At 69.5% G+C, this 14,459-nt stretch carries 11 protein-coding genes and 1 pseudogene; 6 read left to right on the forward strand and 6 right to left on the reverse strand.

The window, feature by feature from the left end; all coding sequences use genetic code 11:
- Both AB0J87_RS60815 and AB0J87_RS60820 read right to left on the reverse strand, forming a co-directional pair.
- Positions 1–141 (reverse strand): annotated as a pseudogene (locus AB0J87_RS60815) (deoxyribose-phosphate aldolase); the annotation flags it as partial.
- Positions 138–1,178: a LacI family DNA-binding transcriptional regulator gene (locus AB0J87_RS60820; protein WP_363984664.1), complete on the reverse strand. Its 1,041-nt coding sequence runs from the start codon at positions 1,176–1,178 to the stop codon at positions 138–140. The gene AB0J87_RS60820 and the pseudogene AB0J87_RS60815, both read right to left, overlap by 4 nt.
- Positions 1,179–1,597: 419 nt before the next feature.
- On the opposite strand from AB0J87_RS60820, the gene AB0J87_RS60825 reads away from it, so the two are divergent.
- The 4 genes from AB0J87_RS60825 to AB0J87_RS60840 are packed head-to-tail and all read left to right on the forward strand — an operon-like array spanning position 1,598 to position 6,152.
- The gene (locus AB0J87_RS60825) at positions 1,598–2,854 is read left to right on the forward strand and encodes an alpha-L-fucosidase (RefSeq protein ID WP_363984666.1); all 1,257 of its coding nucleotides are present in this window, start codon (positions 1,598–1,600) and stop codon (positions 2,852–2,854) included.
- A 24-nt stretch (positions 2,855–2,878) separates the two neighbouring features.
- Positions 2,879–4,354 (forward strand): sugar ABC transporter substrate-binding protein, encoded by a 1,476-nt coding sequence (locus AB0J87_RS60830; protein WP_363984668.1) that lies wholly within the window; start codon positions 2,879–2,881, stop codon positions 4,352–4,354.
- Between the two features lie 2 nt (positions 4,355–4,356).
- Complete coding sequence (locus AB0J87_RS60835; protein WP_350727604.1) at positions 4,357–5,244, forward strand: sugar ABC transporter permease; 888 nt, start codon at positions 4,357–4,359, stop codon at positions 5,242–5,244.
- An 8-nt stretch (positions 5,245–5,252) separates the two neighbouring features.
- Positions 5,253–6,152 carry a carbohydrate ABC transporter permease gene (locus tag AB0J87_RS60840; protein ID WP_363984670.1) on the forward strand — a complete coding sequence of 300 codons (900 nt, stop codon included), beginning with the start codon at positions 5,253–5,255 and terminating at the stop codon, positions 6,150–6,152.
- A gap of 80 nt (positions 6,153–6,232) precedes the next feature.
- Here AB0J87_RS60840 and AB0J87_RS60845 read toward each other — a convergent pair whose 3' ends face one another.
- Positions 6,233–7,306, reverse strand: a complete 1,074-nt coding sequence (locus AB0J87_RS60845) for a Gfo/Idh/MocA family oxidoreductase (protein ID WP_363984672.1) — start codon at positions 7,304–7,306, stop codon at positions 6,233–6,235.
- A gap of 198 nt (positions 7,307–7,504) precedes the next feature.
- Between AB0J87_RS60845 and AB0J87_RS60850 the strand changes: the two genes are divergently transcribed.
- Positions 7,505–8,536 (forward strand): hypothetical protein, encoded by a 1,032-nt coding sequence (locus AB0J87_RS60850; protein WP_363984674.1) that lies wholly within the window; start codon positions 7,505–7,507, stop codon positions 8,534–8,536.
- 259 nt (positions 8,537–8,795) lie between these two features.
- Positions 8,796–10,556, forward strand: a complete 1,761-nt coding sequence (locus tag AB0J87_RS60855; protein ID WP_363984676.1) for a DUF1996 domain-containing protein — start codon at positions 8,796–8,798, stop codon at positions 10,554–10,556.
- Positions 10,557–10,613: 57 nt separating this feature from the next.
- On the opposite strand, the gene AB0J87_RS60860 is transcribed toward AB0J87_RS60855, so the two are convergent.
- From AB0J87_RS60860 to AB0J87_RS60870, 3 genes are read right to left on the reverse strand one after another with little or no spacing between them, the layout of a single operon-like run.
- Positions 10,614–11,741 (reverse strand): FAD-binding oxidoreductase, encoded by a 1,128-nt coding sequence (locus AB0J87_RS60860; protein WP_363984677.1) that lies wholly within the window; start codon positions 11,739–11,741, stop codon positions 10,614–10,616.
- Positions 11,742–11,749: 8 nt separating this feature from the next.
- On the reverse strand, positions 11,750–12,796 hold the full coding sequence (locus tag AB0J87_RS60865; RefSeq protein ID WP_363984679.1) for a Gfo/Idh/MocA family oxidoreductase: 1,047 nt from the start codon (positions 12,794–12,796) through the stop codon (positions 11,750–11,752).
- A gap of 7 nt (positions 12,797–12,803) precedes the next feature.
- A complete protein-coding gene (locus tag AB0J87_RS60870; RefSeq protein ID WP_363984681.1) occupies positions 12,804–14,453 on the reverse strand; it encodes a hydantoinase B/oxoprolinase family protein in 1,650 nt (549 codons plus the stop codon).
- Positions 14,454–14,459: the final 6 nt, after the last annotated feature.

The raw sequence follows: 14,459 nt of genomic DNA on the forward strand, positions 1-14,459 counted from the left end.
GGTCTTGATCGAACGGGTGCCGAGCATCGCCGCCCGCTGGTCCGCGCCGACCCGGTCAACCCCGGGCAGGCCGTGCAGGAAAGCTCGCAACGCCGCCTCCGAAGAGGCCACGTCCGCGAGCGAGGTGGTCGCTACGCTCATCGCGATCGGGTCTTTCTCGTGCGTGAGGGGGCCGGCCAGCCGCCCGGCGGGGCGGTGGAGGCGCGTTCGATCAGCTTGGTGTCCAGGACGATGCGGCTGGCGCTGCCGCCGGCCTCGTCGGGGTCGAGCCGGCGCAGCAGCAGGCGCATGGCGAGCACGCCCTGCTCGACCATCGGCCGGTCGACGACGGTCAGGGGCGGCCTGAGCAGCGGGCCGGTGTCCAGGTCGTCGAAGCCGATCAGGCTGATCTGGCCGGGGATGTCGATCCGCATGTCGTGCAGCGCCTTGAGCACGCCCAGCGTCATGAGGTTGTTGGCGGCGAAGATGGCGGTGGGCGGCTCGGGCAGCGACAGCAGGGACAGCGTGAGCTGGTAGCCGCTGTGCTCCTTGAAGTCGCCGACCAGGTCGTACTCGGGCGGCACCTCGATGCCCGCCTTGGCGAGCGTCCCGACGAACCCCTCGCGCCGCAGCCGCCCGGGGGTGGTGTCCAGGGTGCCGCTGATCGCGGCCACCTTGGTGTGCCCGAGGGCCAGCAGGTGCTCGGCCGCCTGCTTGCCGCCGCCGTCGTTGTCGACCAGCACGGCGTCGAACCGTTCGCCGCCCGCCAGGTCGCGGTCCACGAACACCAGGGGCACGTCGGCGTCGCGCACGTGCAGCGGCGTCTGGTCCTGCTCGGTGGCGGGCGCGAGGATGATGCCGTCGACCCTGCGCACCAGGTCCGCCAGCACGTCGTCCTCCTGCTCGCCGCTCTCGTCGCTGTTGGCGAGCAGGATGCGGTACGGCTCCGTACGCGTGACGGACTCCATGCCCTTGACCACCGCGGCGAAGTACGGGTTCGTGATGTCCGGGACGACGACGCCGATCGTGTTGGTGCGCCCGGACTTCAGCGACTGCGCCGCAGCACTCGGCCAGTAGCCCAGCTCGTCGATGGCGGCCTGGATCGCCTCGTACGAGCGCACCCGCTGGCCCCGCAGGAAGCGCGAGACCGTGGCGGGAGAGACCCCCGCGCGAGCTGCTACGTCATGGATGGTGACCAAGTGAGCTCCAAACTGAAATCGATGTCAGTGATGATGGCAGGATCCGGCCACGGAGTGTCAATGGCATGTTTCCAAGTCGTTACTTCCACGGACATTTGCCCAACTCAGGGCCTCGTCCGGCCGCTCTCCCCCTGGACTTACTGAAACCGTTGTCAGTAGAACGGGCGTGGAGGAAACATCGGATGTAGTAGCACTCATCAGCGCGGCAGCAGATCCCCTGGAGTCCCCGCCCGACACTCCCGCCCGCTACCGGCTCAGTGCCAGGGCCTGGGCTGGGACAGCAGATACGGGCCAGGGTGCGCGACTGATTCGCAACTCAGGAAACCCTTGACCACATCCGATGTTTCGCCTACGTTACCCGCAAGTCGAGAGTTGCGAAATTTTTCGCATAGCGCCAACCACGACGGAGGGTGTCACGGATGTCCGATTCCCGTATCGACGAATTCCGGCAGCGCAGGTTCGGCCTGTTCATCCATTGGGGGCTCTACGCGCTGGCGGCCCGCCACGAGTGGGTCAAGCAGCGCGAGCACATGTCCGACGAGCAGTATCAGCGGTACTTCGAGCGCTTCGACCCCGATCTGTACGACCCCGACGCGTGGGCGGAGGCCGCGCAGCGCGCGGGGATGCGCTACACCGTGCTGACCTCCAAGCACCACGACGGCTTCTGCCTGTGGGATTCGGCCCTGACCGACTACTGCGTGAGCGGCACGCCGTACGGCAAGGACTTGATCGGCCCGTTCGTGCAGGCGTTCAGGGGCAGGGGCCTCGGGGTCGGGTTCTACTACTCGCTGCTGGACTGGCATCACCCGGACTTCCCGATCGACGGGCTGCACTCGTCGTACGTCGAGGGCGGCACGTTCCCCGACCGCGATGTCACGAAATATGCGGATTATCTGCATGGGCAGGTCGAGGAGCTGCTCACCCGCTACGGCCCCATCGACACGCTGTGGTTCGACTTCTCCTACGCCGGCCGGGTCAAGCAGGGCAAGCCGGTCTACGGCGGCAAGGGCAAGGCCGAGTGGCGCTCGGAGGAGCTGGTCGACAAGATCCGCCGCATCCAGCCGGACATCCTGATCAACAACCGTCTGGAGCTGCCGGGCGACTTCACCACGCCGGAGCAGTTCCAGCCCCCTGCCCCGCTGTCGACGGTCTGGGAGGCCTGCCAGACGCTGAACGGAAGCTGGGGCTACGACCGGGACAACAACGCGTGGAAGTCGCCCGGCCTGCTGATCCGGATGCTGATCGACTCGGTCTCCAAGGACGGCAACCTGCTGCTCAACGTGGGGCCCAACGGCCGCGGCGAGTTCGAGCCCCGGGCACTCGACACGCTGCGGGAGATCGGCGACTGGATGCGGCTGCACAGCCAGTCGATCCACGGCGCGGGGACGAGCCAGTTCCAGGCTCCCGAGCACTGCCGCTACACCCAGCGCGGCGACCGGCTCTACGTGCACGTCTTCTCCTGGCCGTACCGGCACCTGCACCTGCCGGGGCTGGCGGGCAAGGTCCGCTACGCGCAGTTGCTCAACGACAGGTCGGAGATCCGCATGTGGGCGCCCGACCCGAAGGTCGACAACGGGAACGTCAACTTCTTCACGATCCCCGAGGGCACCCTCACCCTCGAGCTTCCCGTGGAGCCGCCGGACGTGGCCGTCCCGGTGATCGAGCTCTTCCTCTGAACAGGCTGAAAGGCGATACCCCCCATGGACAACCCCCTGCGCGGCCTGAACACCACCGGCCTGAACCGGCGCCAGGTTCTCAGCCTCGCCGCGATGGCGGCGGCGGCCGTACCCCTCACCGCCTGCGGGAGCGGCGAGCGCACCCGCCAGGCCGGCCCGGCCTCCTCGACCGCCTCGGCGTCCGGCAACTCCGCGGTGATCAACCCGGACCGGCCGGAGAGCGCGCTGTTCCCCTACGCCGAGGCGGAGAAGCTCTTCGACTCGCTGCCCTGGCCCAAGACCAACGTGCCGGAGCCCACGTCCAAGGTCACCGTCACCGTCGCGATCATCCCGGGTCAGCGGCACGAGGTGCGGCACGCGCAGTTCGCCAAGTTCATCAAGAAGCGGCATCCGAACATCGAGATCAAGGTGGAGGTCACGCCGTTCGACGACTTCCGCACCAAGTACCTGACGGGCGCCGCCAGCGGCGTGCTGCCCGACATCATGTACTCGCAGTTCCAGTGGGGGCAGAGCTTCATCAAGAACAACCTGTACCTGCCGCTGGACGACTACATCGCGGCCACCCCCGAATTCAACCGCGCGGACTTCTCCAAGGCGGCGCTCAGCTACTGGGAGCGTGACGGCAAGCTCTACGCGCTGGGCACCGACTCGGCGCCCAAGCTGCTCTTCTACAACAAGGAGATCCTCGACAAGGCGGGCGCCAAGGCGCCCGACGCCTCCTGGACCTGGGACAAGCTCATGGAGGCGGCCCGCGGGCTGGTCTCGGGCACGGGCGCGCAGAAGGTCTTCGGGTTCACGCCGGTGCCCAAACCCACCAGCGACCTCACCGCGACGTTCCTGCTCGCTCACGGCGGCCGTTACCTGACGGCCGACGAGACCAAGTGCGTGATCCAGGAGCCGGCCAGCCGCGACGTGCTCAAGCGCTGGATCGACCTGCTGATCAAGGACAAGGCGATGCCCGACCTGGCCGAGGCGCAGGCGACGGCGAAGGTGGAGCCGTTCACGCTGGGCCGGGGCGCCCTGTACGTCGGCGGCGCGTGGAACATCGTCACCCTGCTCACCCTGCCCGCCGAGCAGCAGTTCGAGTGGAGCCTGACGCACGTGCCCAGCGGCCCCGAGGGCCGCTTCACCCCGGTCCTGGGCAGCGCCTTCGGCATCACCAGCAGGACGCGCAACCCCGAGGCGGCGTGGATCGTGCTCAACTCCCTGCGCTCCTACGCCGGCCACCGCTTCTTCCTCGACACCCCGCCGTCGCGGCTGTCGGCGTTCGAGGAGAACCTCCAGGACCTCAAGCTCGACAAGGAGGTGATCGACACCACCAAGGACTCGCTGCACAAGTACGGCACCAGCGACGGCGTGCTGAGGCTGCCCGCGACGCCCAAGCTCGAGGACCTCACCAAGCCGATCTGGGAACGGGTCATGTCGGGGTCGTTGTCGGTGGACGAGGGGCTCAAGCAGGTCACCGAGCGGGTCACGCCGATGCTCGCGGAGAACGTCTGATCATGGCCGCCTCCCCGCTGGTCCGGCGCGAGGCCCGCCGGTTCCACCTGTTCGCCCTGCCGTGGAGCATCGGCTTCGTCTTCTTCACCGGCGGGCCCATCGTCGTGTCGCTGGTGCTCAGCTTCACCCGCTACGAGCTGCTGTCGTCGCCGCAGTGGGTGGGCCTGGACAACTACGCCCAGCTGCTGCGCGACCCCGACTTCTGGATGGCGACGAAGAACACCGTGTACTTCGGCGCCGCCTCCGCCGCGGCCGGTGTCGTCTACAGCCTCGCCGCGGCGCTGCTGCTCAACATCAAGGTGCGCGGGCAGGCGATCTTCCGGACGATCATCTACATGCCGTCGGTGATCTCCGGCATCGCCACCGCCCTCCTCTGGATCCACGTGCTCCATCCCGACTACGGCCTGGTCAATTACCTGATCGGCCTGGTGGGCATCCAGGGGCCCGGGTGGCTGACCGACGCGAGCTGGGCGATCCCCGGCCTGGTCATCATGACGACCTGGACCACCGGGAACGCGATGATCATCTTCCTGGCCGGGCTGCAGGGCGTGCCCGCCTCGCTGTACGAGGCCGCGCACATCGACGGGGCCGGCTGGTGGAGCAGGTTCAGGCACGTGACGGTCCCGATGATGTCGCCGGTCATCTTCTTCAACCTGGTCGTGGGCTTCATCGGCAGCCTGCAGGCCTACCAGCTCATCCTGTTCATGACCGACGGCGGGCCGGCCAACTCCACCCTGGTCCTGGGCCTGTACGTCTACCGCTACGCCTTCAAGTACTTCGAGATGGGCTACGCCTCGACGATCGCCTGGGCGCTGTTCTTCCTCGTCATCGTGTTCACCGTGATCCAGTTCGCGCTCGCGCGCCGCTGGGTCCACTACGAGGCCAAGTAGGTCACCAGATGGCAATCAAGGTCCTGCCCGCACAGGCCCGCCCGGTGGAGAAGCGGCCCGTGGCCCCCGCCCAGGCCGAGCGGATCCGCCGGGTCCAGCGCCTGACGGCCTACGCGCTCCTCGTCCTGGCCTCGGCGGCCAGCCTGCTCCCGCTGCTGTGGATGCTGACCACCGCGCTCAAGCCGTCCGGAGCCGTGCTGGAGTTTCCGCCGAGGTTCCTCCCCGACGTCTTCACCTGGTCCAACTTCCCCGACGCGTGGACGAGCCTGCCCTTCAGCACCTTCCTGGTCAACAGCGTGGTGGTGACCACGCTGTCGATCGTGGGCAATCTCATCTCCTGCATCCTGCCGGCCTACGCCTTCGCGCGGCTGCGCTCGCGGGTGCGCGGCATGGCCTTCGCGCTGATGCTGGGCACGATGATGATCCCCGCGCAGGTGGTCATCGTGCCGAGGTTCCTGCTGTTCTCCCATCTGGACCTGGTGGACACCTTCTGGCCGCTGTTCCTGCCCAACTTCTTCGGCACCGCGCTGTACATCTTCCTGCTCAGGCAGTTCTTCACCACGATCCCGCAGGAGCTGGTGGAGGCGGCGCGCATCGACGGCGCGGGGGAACTGCGGATCCTCTGGCGGATCATGATCCCGCTGTCCAAGCCGGCGATCGCGACCGTGACGCTGCTGTCGTTCGTCGGGGCCTGGGGGGAGTACATCGATCCGCTCATCTACCTGCGCTCGACGGAGAACTACACGATCCCGCTCGGCATCTCGCTGTTCCGCGGCCAGTACGCCGACGACTACAACCTCATGATGGCAGTGTCCATCCTCGCCCTGGTCCCGGTCATCGTGGTGTTCCTGGCGGCGCAGAAGTACTTCATCAGGGGCATCATGCTCACCGGCATGGCGGGGAGGTAGGAAGTCTCCGCCCGCGCCTTTCGAAACATGGCGAAAGGCGCGGGCCCCGCGCCGCGCCGCCGCCGCTGAGAAGGCATCCGTCAGCCCGCCCACGCCTCCTTGCCGGTGGTGACCGGGCCGCCGGTCTTCGCCGACTCCTGGACGGCGAGGCTGATCAGGTGGTCCTGGCAGGCCTCGGCCAGCGGGTACGGCGGCGGGCCCTCCTGGCGCGCCCAGGCGCCCGTGCGTTCGAGGAGGTCCGCGACCGCGATGTCGTCGTCCGACCGGGACGCGCCCTCGAACGGGTTGCGGTAGACCACCCGCCCGTCGAAGCTGATGTGCTTGAGGTCGCGCAGCTCCAGGCTGAGGTCGACGCCGGTGTCCCGCCGGATCAGCGCGGACTCCACCGGCGTCGTGGGGTCGACCAGCCGGATCACCCGGTCGTCGACCAGCTCGCCGATCGAGCCGCGCACCACGATGCGCCGCATCCGCAGGGGGTTCCACCACTGGTTGTCGGTGAAGTCGTACAGGCCCATCGTGCCGCCGAAGTCGAGGGTGGCGATGGTCGTGGTCAGCCGCTGCGGCGTGTCGTCGCCGGTCCACCCGCCGAACCCCAGCGGGTTGGCGAGCGGCGCCTCGAACGCGCCGGCGCGCACCTCGGCGGCGTCGAACCCGACGCCCAGCAGGCCGCGGATCAGCGACACCGCGTGGTAGAGGTGGGTCGAGGAGACCTGGACCGAGGTCGGCTCGCCGATCACGCCCTCCCGGACGAGCGCCAGCCGCGCCGCGTGCCCGGGCATCAGCAGGTACTGCTCGGCCACCTGGACCAGGCCGGTGGCGCCCACGTCCCGCCACAACGAGCGCAGCCCGGCCAGGTCCGGCGCGGGCGGTGTCTCGGCGAGGACCGGAATCCCGTGCCCGGCCACCTCGCGGATCGCGTCCGGCATCGCGGCCCACGGCACCGCCGCGGCGAGGTAGTCGGGCCGCTCGTGCCGCAGCAGCTCGTCGATCGAGCGGAAGGCCGGTACGCCCCACTCGGCGGTGACCTCGTCGCCCCGCTCCGCGCTGCGGGTCACGACGCCGCCGACCCGCAGCCGGTCCGGCATCGCGGCCGCCAGCCGCAGGAAGAACCGGGTCCGCCGCCCGCTGCCGATCGCGCCGAACGTCGTGGTCATGAAACCGGACCTCCTCGGGAGCCGGAGCGATCTCGTGCCGGATCGACTCCGGAACAACATACTCGGCAGGCTCTGTCTCGCCCCGTCCGGGCAACCGCTCGGCGAGAACAACCGACGGTGAACATTTCTGAACGGGCTGTCAGCGAAGGACCCCTTACGCAAGAATCGGTGGAGACCGTAATCAAGGAGGTTTTCCCTGTGCGCGCCGTTCTCACCGCCGTGCTCGCGACGCTCATCCTGTTGGCCACCGGGGCCGGTTCGGCCGGAGCCGCTTCATCCCGATCGTCCTTGCCCGGAGGAAAGGCCAACTTCGTGGTCACGCAGGGCTTCCTGCGTGCCTCATCCACTCAGAACTGGGTGCGTCTGGGGACGTACCAGTTCAAGGCCAACGGCACCGTCACCGCGAACACCTACCTCTGGTGGCAGCGCAACCCCGAGGGCAGGCAGGCCACCGGTGTCGTCCCCGACTCCAGCTGCTCGACCAAGGCGGGCGGCTCCAGCACCCGGGTACGCGCCTGCGACGTGCTGACCGCTCCCGGCTTCCCCGGCTCCCCGGACGAGGCCCGCACGGGGACGTACACCGTGGCCGGCAACGTGGTGAGCATCAGGTGGAAGATCGCCCAGACGTGGACCGAGAAGTGGCGGGTGCAGCTGTCGCCTGACCGCAAGCTCGCGCAGCTGCAGCTCGCCGACAGCAGCCTGGCCACCAACGGGTACGGCTACGGAAGCAACGCCTCGCTCACCACCCGCCGCGCGATGAGCTCCGTGCGGGCCTTCGCCGGAGCCCTCAAGCAGGACCTGGTCTCCTGGTCGCGCAACACCATCGTGAAGTCCGACGGCCAGGTCTTCAAGCAATCCTCCTTCCGCAGCTGCGCCACCACGACCTGGTGCCTGACCTACCTGCAGCCCTCCTCCCCCGGCGCCTGCCAGAAGGCCGGCGGCTGCCCCAACTTCGGCGGCGGCACCAAGGCGAACGTCAGCTCCATCCAGTACTACCTCACCAAGATCTCCAACAACGATCGCCGTGACACCCTGTGGCACTGGTGCACCTGCCTGGCCATGGAGAGCAAGACGTTCTGCTATTCGGGCAACTCGCACATCAAACCGCTGTTGCAGATCATCGACGACAGCGGAGCCTTCCGCGGCTGGGTCGGCGCCGAGGCCTCGTTCTACAACGGGTCCAGGTCCAAGGACATGATGGCCGTGTTCCGCATCTCCGACTTCCGCTGACGTCCGCGCGCCGCTCCTGACTGTCCCGGGTCACGGATTTGTCAACCACGATTCTCGGTAAATAGTCGAACTGCTCCCGTATGGCCTCGCGTATCTCCCGGAGACCGGACTTCCACCCGGGTCATGAGACTTGAAGGAGCAACACATGCGGAATCCGCTCGGGGGGAGCCGACTCAGGTCATGGCGAGCAGTCGCTTCCTTAGGGGGAAGCATCGCACTTGTCCTGACCGGCTCCTCACTGTCCGCGCAGGCGGGCACGATGGCGGCGGCGCAGACCATCGTCTGCCCCAGCGTGGCGGACAAGCTCCCTGAAATACCGGCGGCCGCCAGGGCCGAAGTCGACAGAAACCTGGCCCTCCTGGAAACCCAGATCCAGGAGGCCAACAACCGACTCGCCCGCTCAGCCGGAGAAGGAGGCCCCAACTTCGTCCAGAACGCCATCCTCGGCCCGCTGGCCGACAAGCGCGCCGCCACCCTCGACCGCATCGCCATCTCCATCGGCCGTACCGGCCAACGCCCCACCGGCCTCAACAACCTGGCCACCTGCAGACTCACCGGCACTGCCGATGGCGGCAACAACGGCAATAGCGGCAACGGGGGTAACGGCGGGAACGGAGGTAATGGCGGCAACGGAGGTAACGAGGGGAACGGCGGCAACGGCTCGACCCAGGCGCCGAACCCCGGGAACACGGTGAGGCCGACCCAGGGAACAGGGTCGGGATCCGGGCAGACCATCGTCTGCCCCAGCGTCGCGGACAAGCTCCCCGAAGTTCCCGCAGCCGCCAGGGCCGAAGTCGACAGAAACCTGGCCCTCCTGGAAACCCAGATCCAGGAAGCCAACAACCGACTCGCCCGCTCAGCCGGAGAAGGAGGCCCCAACTTCGTCCAGAACGCCATCCTCGGCCCGCTGGCCGGCAAACGCGCCGCCACCCTCGACCGCATCGCCATCGCCATCGGCCGCACCGGCCAACGCCCCACCGGCCTCGGCAACCTGGCCAACTGCACGCTCGGCAACGGCGGTAACAACGGCAACGGTGGGAATGGCGGCAACGGGGGCAACGGCGGAAATGGGGGGAACGGCGGCAACGGCTCGCCCAGCCCCAGCCCGACCGGTGGCCAAGGCGACGGCAACGGTGAGGACCCCGCCAACGGCGTCGGGCCGTTCGCCCAGGACTTCGTCGACATCCGGCAGGTTCAGCCGGGCCAGTCCAACCTCGCCGAATTCGGAGCCGGCAGGAACGGCTCCCGCGGCACGTTCGTCGCCCAGTGCGGAAGGAACGAGAACCGCCACAACAACTCGGACAACTTCATCGTCACCCCCGGTGTGAGCGACGGGGCGCACCACCTTCACGACTACGTGGGCAACCTGACGACGGACGGATTCTCCACCGACGAGAGCCTGGCCGCAGGCGGTACGACCTGCCAGCGCGGCGACAAGTCCGCGTACTTCTGGCCCGTGCTCAGGGACCGCACGTCGAACGAGAACGCCGACGACGAGCACGGCAACATCGGCCGGGTGCTGACGGCCCGCTCCGTTCAGCTCCAGTTCCGCGGCAACGCGAGCTCCCAGGTCACGGCCATGCCGAGGTTCCTCAGGCTGATCACCGGCGACGCCAAGGCCGCGACGAACGGCGGGGGCAACGCCCGCGCCGCGTGGACCTGCACGGGATTCCAGAACCGGATCACCGACAAGTACCCGCTGTGCCCGCGCGGCAGCCAGGTCGTCCGGATCCTGGACTTCCCGAGCTGCTGGGACGGCCAGAACATCGACAGCGCCAACCACCGCACGCACGTGGTCTTCCCCGGCCAGAACGGCGCCTGCCCTCAGGGCACCCAGGCGGTTCCCCAGCTGCGCATGACCCTCGCCTACTCGGTGCCGCAGGGTCAGTCGTTCGCCGTGGACGCCTTCCCTGAGCAGAAGCACAACCCGATCACCGACCATGCCGACTTCGCCAACGTCATGCCCGACAACCTGATGCGCGTCGTCGTCGACTGCATCAACCGGGGCCGCCGTTGCTGATCTGACACCCGGCCGGACCACCCCCTTCCCGGGGGCGGTCCGGCCGTTCGGCTCTGATCATCCGGTGGCGAAGCGCTCGGGGCGGAAGTCCTTCAGGAGCGGATGCCTGGCGCCGGTGAGCACCTCGTACGCGGTGAGCTCGCCGGCGATGAGTCCCAGCGTCGCCCCCGAGTGGGTGAACGCCACATGGCACCCCGGCACCGCCTCCAGCTCGCCGAACACCGGCTCGCCGTCCCCCGGAATGGGTTTGCGGCCGAGCCGCCACGACGCCGCCCGGAGGGAGACCTCCCCCTGGAGCAGAGCGGACGCCTCGGCGAGAAGTTCCTTGACGTACGCCTCGTCGATCGAGCAGGAGCCGTCCTCGTGCTCGACGATGTGCTCCTCGTACCAGGAGTGGTCGATCGCGAACGTCGAGCCGGGATGGGGGCGCATCGCGGCACGTGGCGTGTTCAGCACCGTCACGGCCTCGGTCTCGACCGGCTCCGTGACGACGAGCATGGACAGCGGGGACGCGTCCGGGAGGTTCACGCCGAGCTCCGCGAGCACGGAAGAGGTCTGCGCGCCGCAGGCGACGACGACGGCGTCACCGCTCCAGGACGTGCCGTCGGCGGTGCGTACGCCGCGTGCCCGGCCGTCCTCCACGATCACCGAGCAGCGGCCCGCGCCGGTGACGAGCCGTCCCCCGCGCCGGACCAGCTCGTCCGCGAGCTCCTGGATCAGGTGCGGCAGGGAGACCCAGCCCTCGCCCGGGTTGTGGATCGCGAGCCCGCCACGCGGACCCGGCCGCACCCCGGCCACCCGCCCGCCGACGTCCGCCCGGTCGAGGAGGTGGGACTCGTAGCCGCGGTCGATCTCGTGCTCGTGCCGGGCGCGGGTCCGCTCGGCGCCATCGGGGGTCGTCCACCACAGGCCGCCGTCGAACCGCAGCCACTCCAGGGCCGGGTCGGCGGCGAACCGGGTGCGGTAACGGTCGATGCCGAGCAGGCGCAGGAGATGGTACGGGCCGGACCGCGCGCCCGCCGAGTTGAGCCAGGACAACGAGCGACCCGACGCCCCGCTGGCCAGCTCCGCCTCGGTGACCAGGACGACCTCGGCGCCACCCCGCACGAGGTGCGCGGCGGTGGACACGCCGAGGATGCCGCCCCCGAGGACGACGACGCGCGCGGGCGCGGTGGGATCTGTCACGTGACTCCTCACTTCTTCGCATTGGTGTGCGCGCGCTCGATGACGTCCAGGACGTCGACCGCGTCGCCGGGATCGACGGGCAGGTCCGCGCCGTCGCGCAGGGCGAGCGCGAGCAGGCGGTAGAACTCGGCGTAGCTCCCGCGCTCGGGCTCGACGGGCGTCGTCTCGCCGCCGTGACCCAGCAGGCCCCAGCTGTCCTCGGGCTCCCGTCCGAACGCCGGGTCGGCCGGGCTCGTCCCGGCCTTCAGCGCGGCCTCCTGGCCGTCCAACCCGTGCTTGACGTACCCGTTCCGCGAGCCCAGCACCCGGAACCGGGGGCCGGGCAGGGCCGCGACGCTGCTCATCGTCAGGCGCGAGCTCACGCCGCCGGCGTGCCGGAGGATCACGACCGTGTCGTCGTCGGCGTCGCAGCCCGGGCGCGGGTCGCGGCGGTTGACGTCGGCCAGGACCTCCGTCACCGGGCCGAACAGCTGCAGGGCCTGGTCGATCAGGTGGGTGCCCAGGTCGTAGAGGATGCCGCCGCCGTCGGCGACGCCGGTCTCGCCCTTCCACCCGCCGAGCCCGTCCGGGCGCCACCACTCGAAGCGGGACTCGAAGGCGTGGACCGTGCCCAGCCGCCCGTCTTCGATCAGGCGCCGCAGGGTGCGGAAGTCGGCGTCCCAGCGGCGGTTCTGGAACACCGTGAGGCGCCGTCCCAGCTCGGCCGCCAGCGCGATCAGGCTGCGTCCTTCGGCGGCGGTCGGCGTGAAGGGCTTGTCGACCACGACGTCCAGCCCCGCCCGCAGGGCGTTCGCGGCCAGCTCGACGTGCGTCTGCGGCGGCGTACCCACGACGACGAGGTCCAGGTCGGCCGCGTGGGCGGTGACGGCGTCAGCGGTCGCCGCCACCGTGGCGGACGGGTGGGCCGCGCGCGCCGCCGCCTGGCGGTCGGGATGGCCCGTGACGATGAGCCGCAGGTCGTACGCCGGGTCGGTGGCGAGGAACGGCGCGTGGAAGAAGCGGCCGGCCGTGCCGAAGCCGATGACGGCGACGCGAATCGGGGAATCGTTGCGCATGTCTTCCTCAGCCCTCCAGGCCGTAGGCGTCGCGGGCGGTCTCGGCCGAGATGACGCCCTCGCGCAGGTCCTTCTCGACCAGCTCGGGCGCCCGGCACGCCGGCGGGCCGTACCCGCCGGCGCCCGGGGTGGTGATCGTGACGACGTCGCCGGTGTTGAGCACCGTGTGCCCGTGGTCGATGGGCCGGGCACCCTGGCTGACCGCCCAGCCGCCGCTCGCGCCGGGCCCGCCGCCGAACAACCCCCACGGCCGGGACCGGTAGCGGGTGCCGTCCAGCCAGAACCCGATGCCGTCGGCCTCGACCCGCACCACGCGCCTGATGGCCATGCCGCCCCGGAACTCGCCGACGCCGCCGGAGCCGTCGACCAGCTCGTAGGCCTCCACGGTCAGCGGATATTCCTGTTCGAGGCTCTCGACCGGCAGGTTGCTGGTGTTGGTGACGTGCACCTGCACACCGTCGAGACCGTCCTTGGTGGCGCGGGCGCCGGACCCGCCGCCGATGGTCTCCAGGTACACGAAGTACTTGCCGGTCCGCGGGTCGAGCCCGTCGAAGTGGAAGCCGGTGTTCGAGCCGTTGTGCGCGGCCGTGACCCGGTCGGGCAGCGCGGGGGCGAGGGCGCCGTGGATGAGGTCCACGACCCGCTGGCAGGTCTCGGTGCGGGCGTTGACCGCGGCGGGGGCGACGGCGTTCAGGATGCTGCCGCGGGGCGCGTCGATGTGGATCGACCGGATGACGCCGGCGTTGGGCGTGATGTCGGGATCGATGAGCGTCTTCACGGCGTAGTACACCGTGCTTTCGAGCGCGCCGTACACCATGTTGACGCTGGCCCTGACCTGCGGCGGGTTGCCGGAGAAGTCGAAGAAGAGCTCGTCGTCGCGCACGGTGATCGCCACGCGGAGGGTGAGCTCCTCGTCGAGCTCGGGGCAGTCGAAGCGGTCCTCGAACGTGTAGACGCCGTCCGGGACCTCGCGGATGGCGGCCCGGGTCTGGCGGTCGGCGTGGTCGAGCAGCGCCTGCGCGGCGGCGGCCATCGTCGGGATCGAGTGCCGCGCGCACAGCTCCCGGTAGCGGATGACCGCCGCCCGGTTGGCCGCCAGCTGGGCCTGGAAGTCGGACCGGCGCTCGTCGGGGACCTGGCAGTTCAGCAGGATCAGATCGAACAGGTCCGTCTGCAGCTCCCCCGCGCGCAGCAGGCGTACCGGCGGGATGCGCAGGCCCTCCTGGAAGATGTGCGCGTGCCCGCGGTCGCCGAAGTCGGCGTGGTGGGCCAGGTTCGCCGCCCAGGCCACCAGCCGGCCGTGGGCGAAGATCGGGCAGGCGAGCACGATGTCGGGGATGTGGGTTCCGCCGCCGCTGTGGGGGTCGTTGGCGACGAACGTGTCGCCGTCGGCGATCTCATCGACGGCGTAGCGCTCCACGATCTTCCCGACCACGCCCATGAGGACGCCGAGGTGCGCCGGGTTGTGCTCGCCCTGCGCGATCAGCCGGCCCTCGGCGTCGAAGAACCCGGCGGTGCAGTCGCGGCGTTCCTTGATGTTCGTGCTGTACGCGGCCCGCACCATGGTCTCGACCATCTCCTCCACGATGGAGGCGAGGGCCGCTCCGATGACCTCGACGGAGATCGGGTCCAGCGGGGTCGTGTCGGTGGTGTTCATGACGCT

The organism is Nonomuraea sp. NPDC049625 (assembly GCF_040675285.1).
GTDB classification, from domain to species: Bacteria; Actinomycetota; Actinomycetes; order Streptosporangiales; family Streptosporangiaceae; genus Nonomuraea; species Nonomuraea angiospora_A.

Coding starts and splice junctions, on each gene's coding strand:
- AB0J87_RS60825 (WP_363984666.1), top strand. CDS start 1,598: ATGTCCGATTCCCGTATCGACGAATTCCGGCAGCGCAGGTTCGGCCTG.
- AB0J87_RS60830 (WP_363984668.1), top strand. CDS start 2,879: ATGGACAACCCCCTGCGCGGCCTGAACACCACCGGCCTGAACCGGCGC.
- AB0J87_RS60835 (WP_350727604.1), top strand. CDS start 4,357: ATGGCCGCCTCCCCGCTGGTCCGGCGCGAGGCCCGCCGGTTCCACCTG.
- AB0J87_RS60840 (WP_363984670.1), top strand. CDS start 5,253: ATGGCAATCAAGGTCCTGCCCGCACAGGCCCGCCCGGTGGAGAAGCGG.
- AB0J87_RS60845 (WP_363984672.1), bottom strand. CDS start 7,306: ATGACCACGACGTTCGGCGCGATCGGCAGCGGGCGGCGGACCCGGTTC.
- AB0J87_RS60855 (WP_363984676.1), top strand. CDS start 8,796: ATGGCGGCGGCGCAGACCATCGTCTGCCCCAGCGTGGCGGACAAGCTC.
- AB0J87_RS60865 (WP_363984679.1), bottom strand. CDS start 12,796: ATGCGCAACGATTCCCCGATTCGCGTCGCCGTCATCGGCTTCGGCACG.
- AB0J87_RS60870 (WP_363984681.1), bottom strand. CDS start 14,453: ATGAACACCACCGACACGACCCCGCTGGACCCGATCTCCGTCGAGGTC.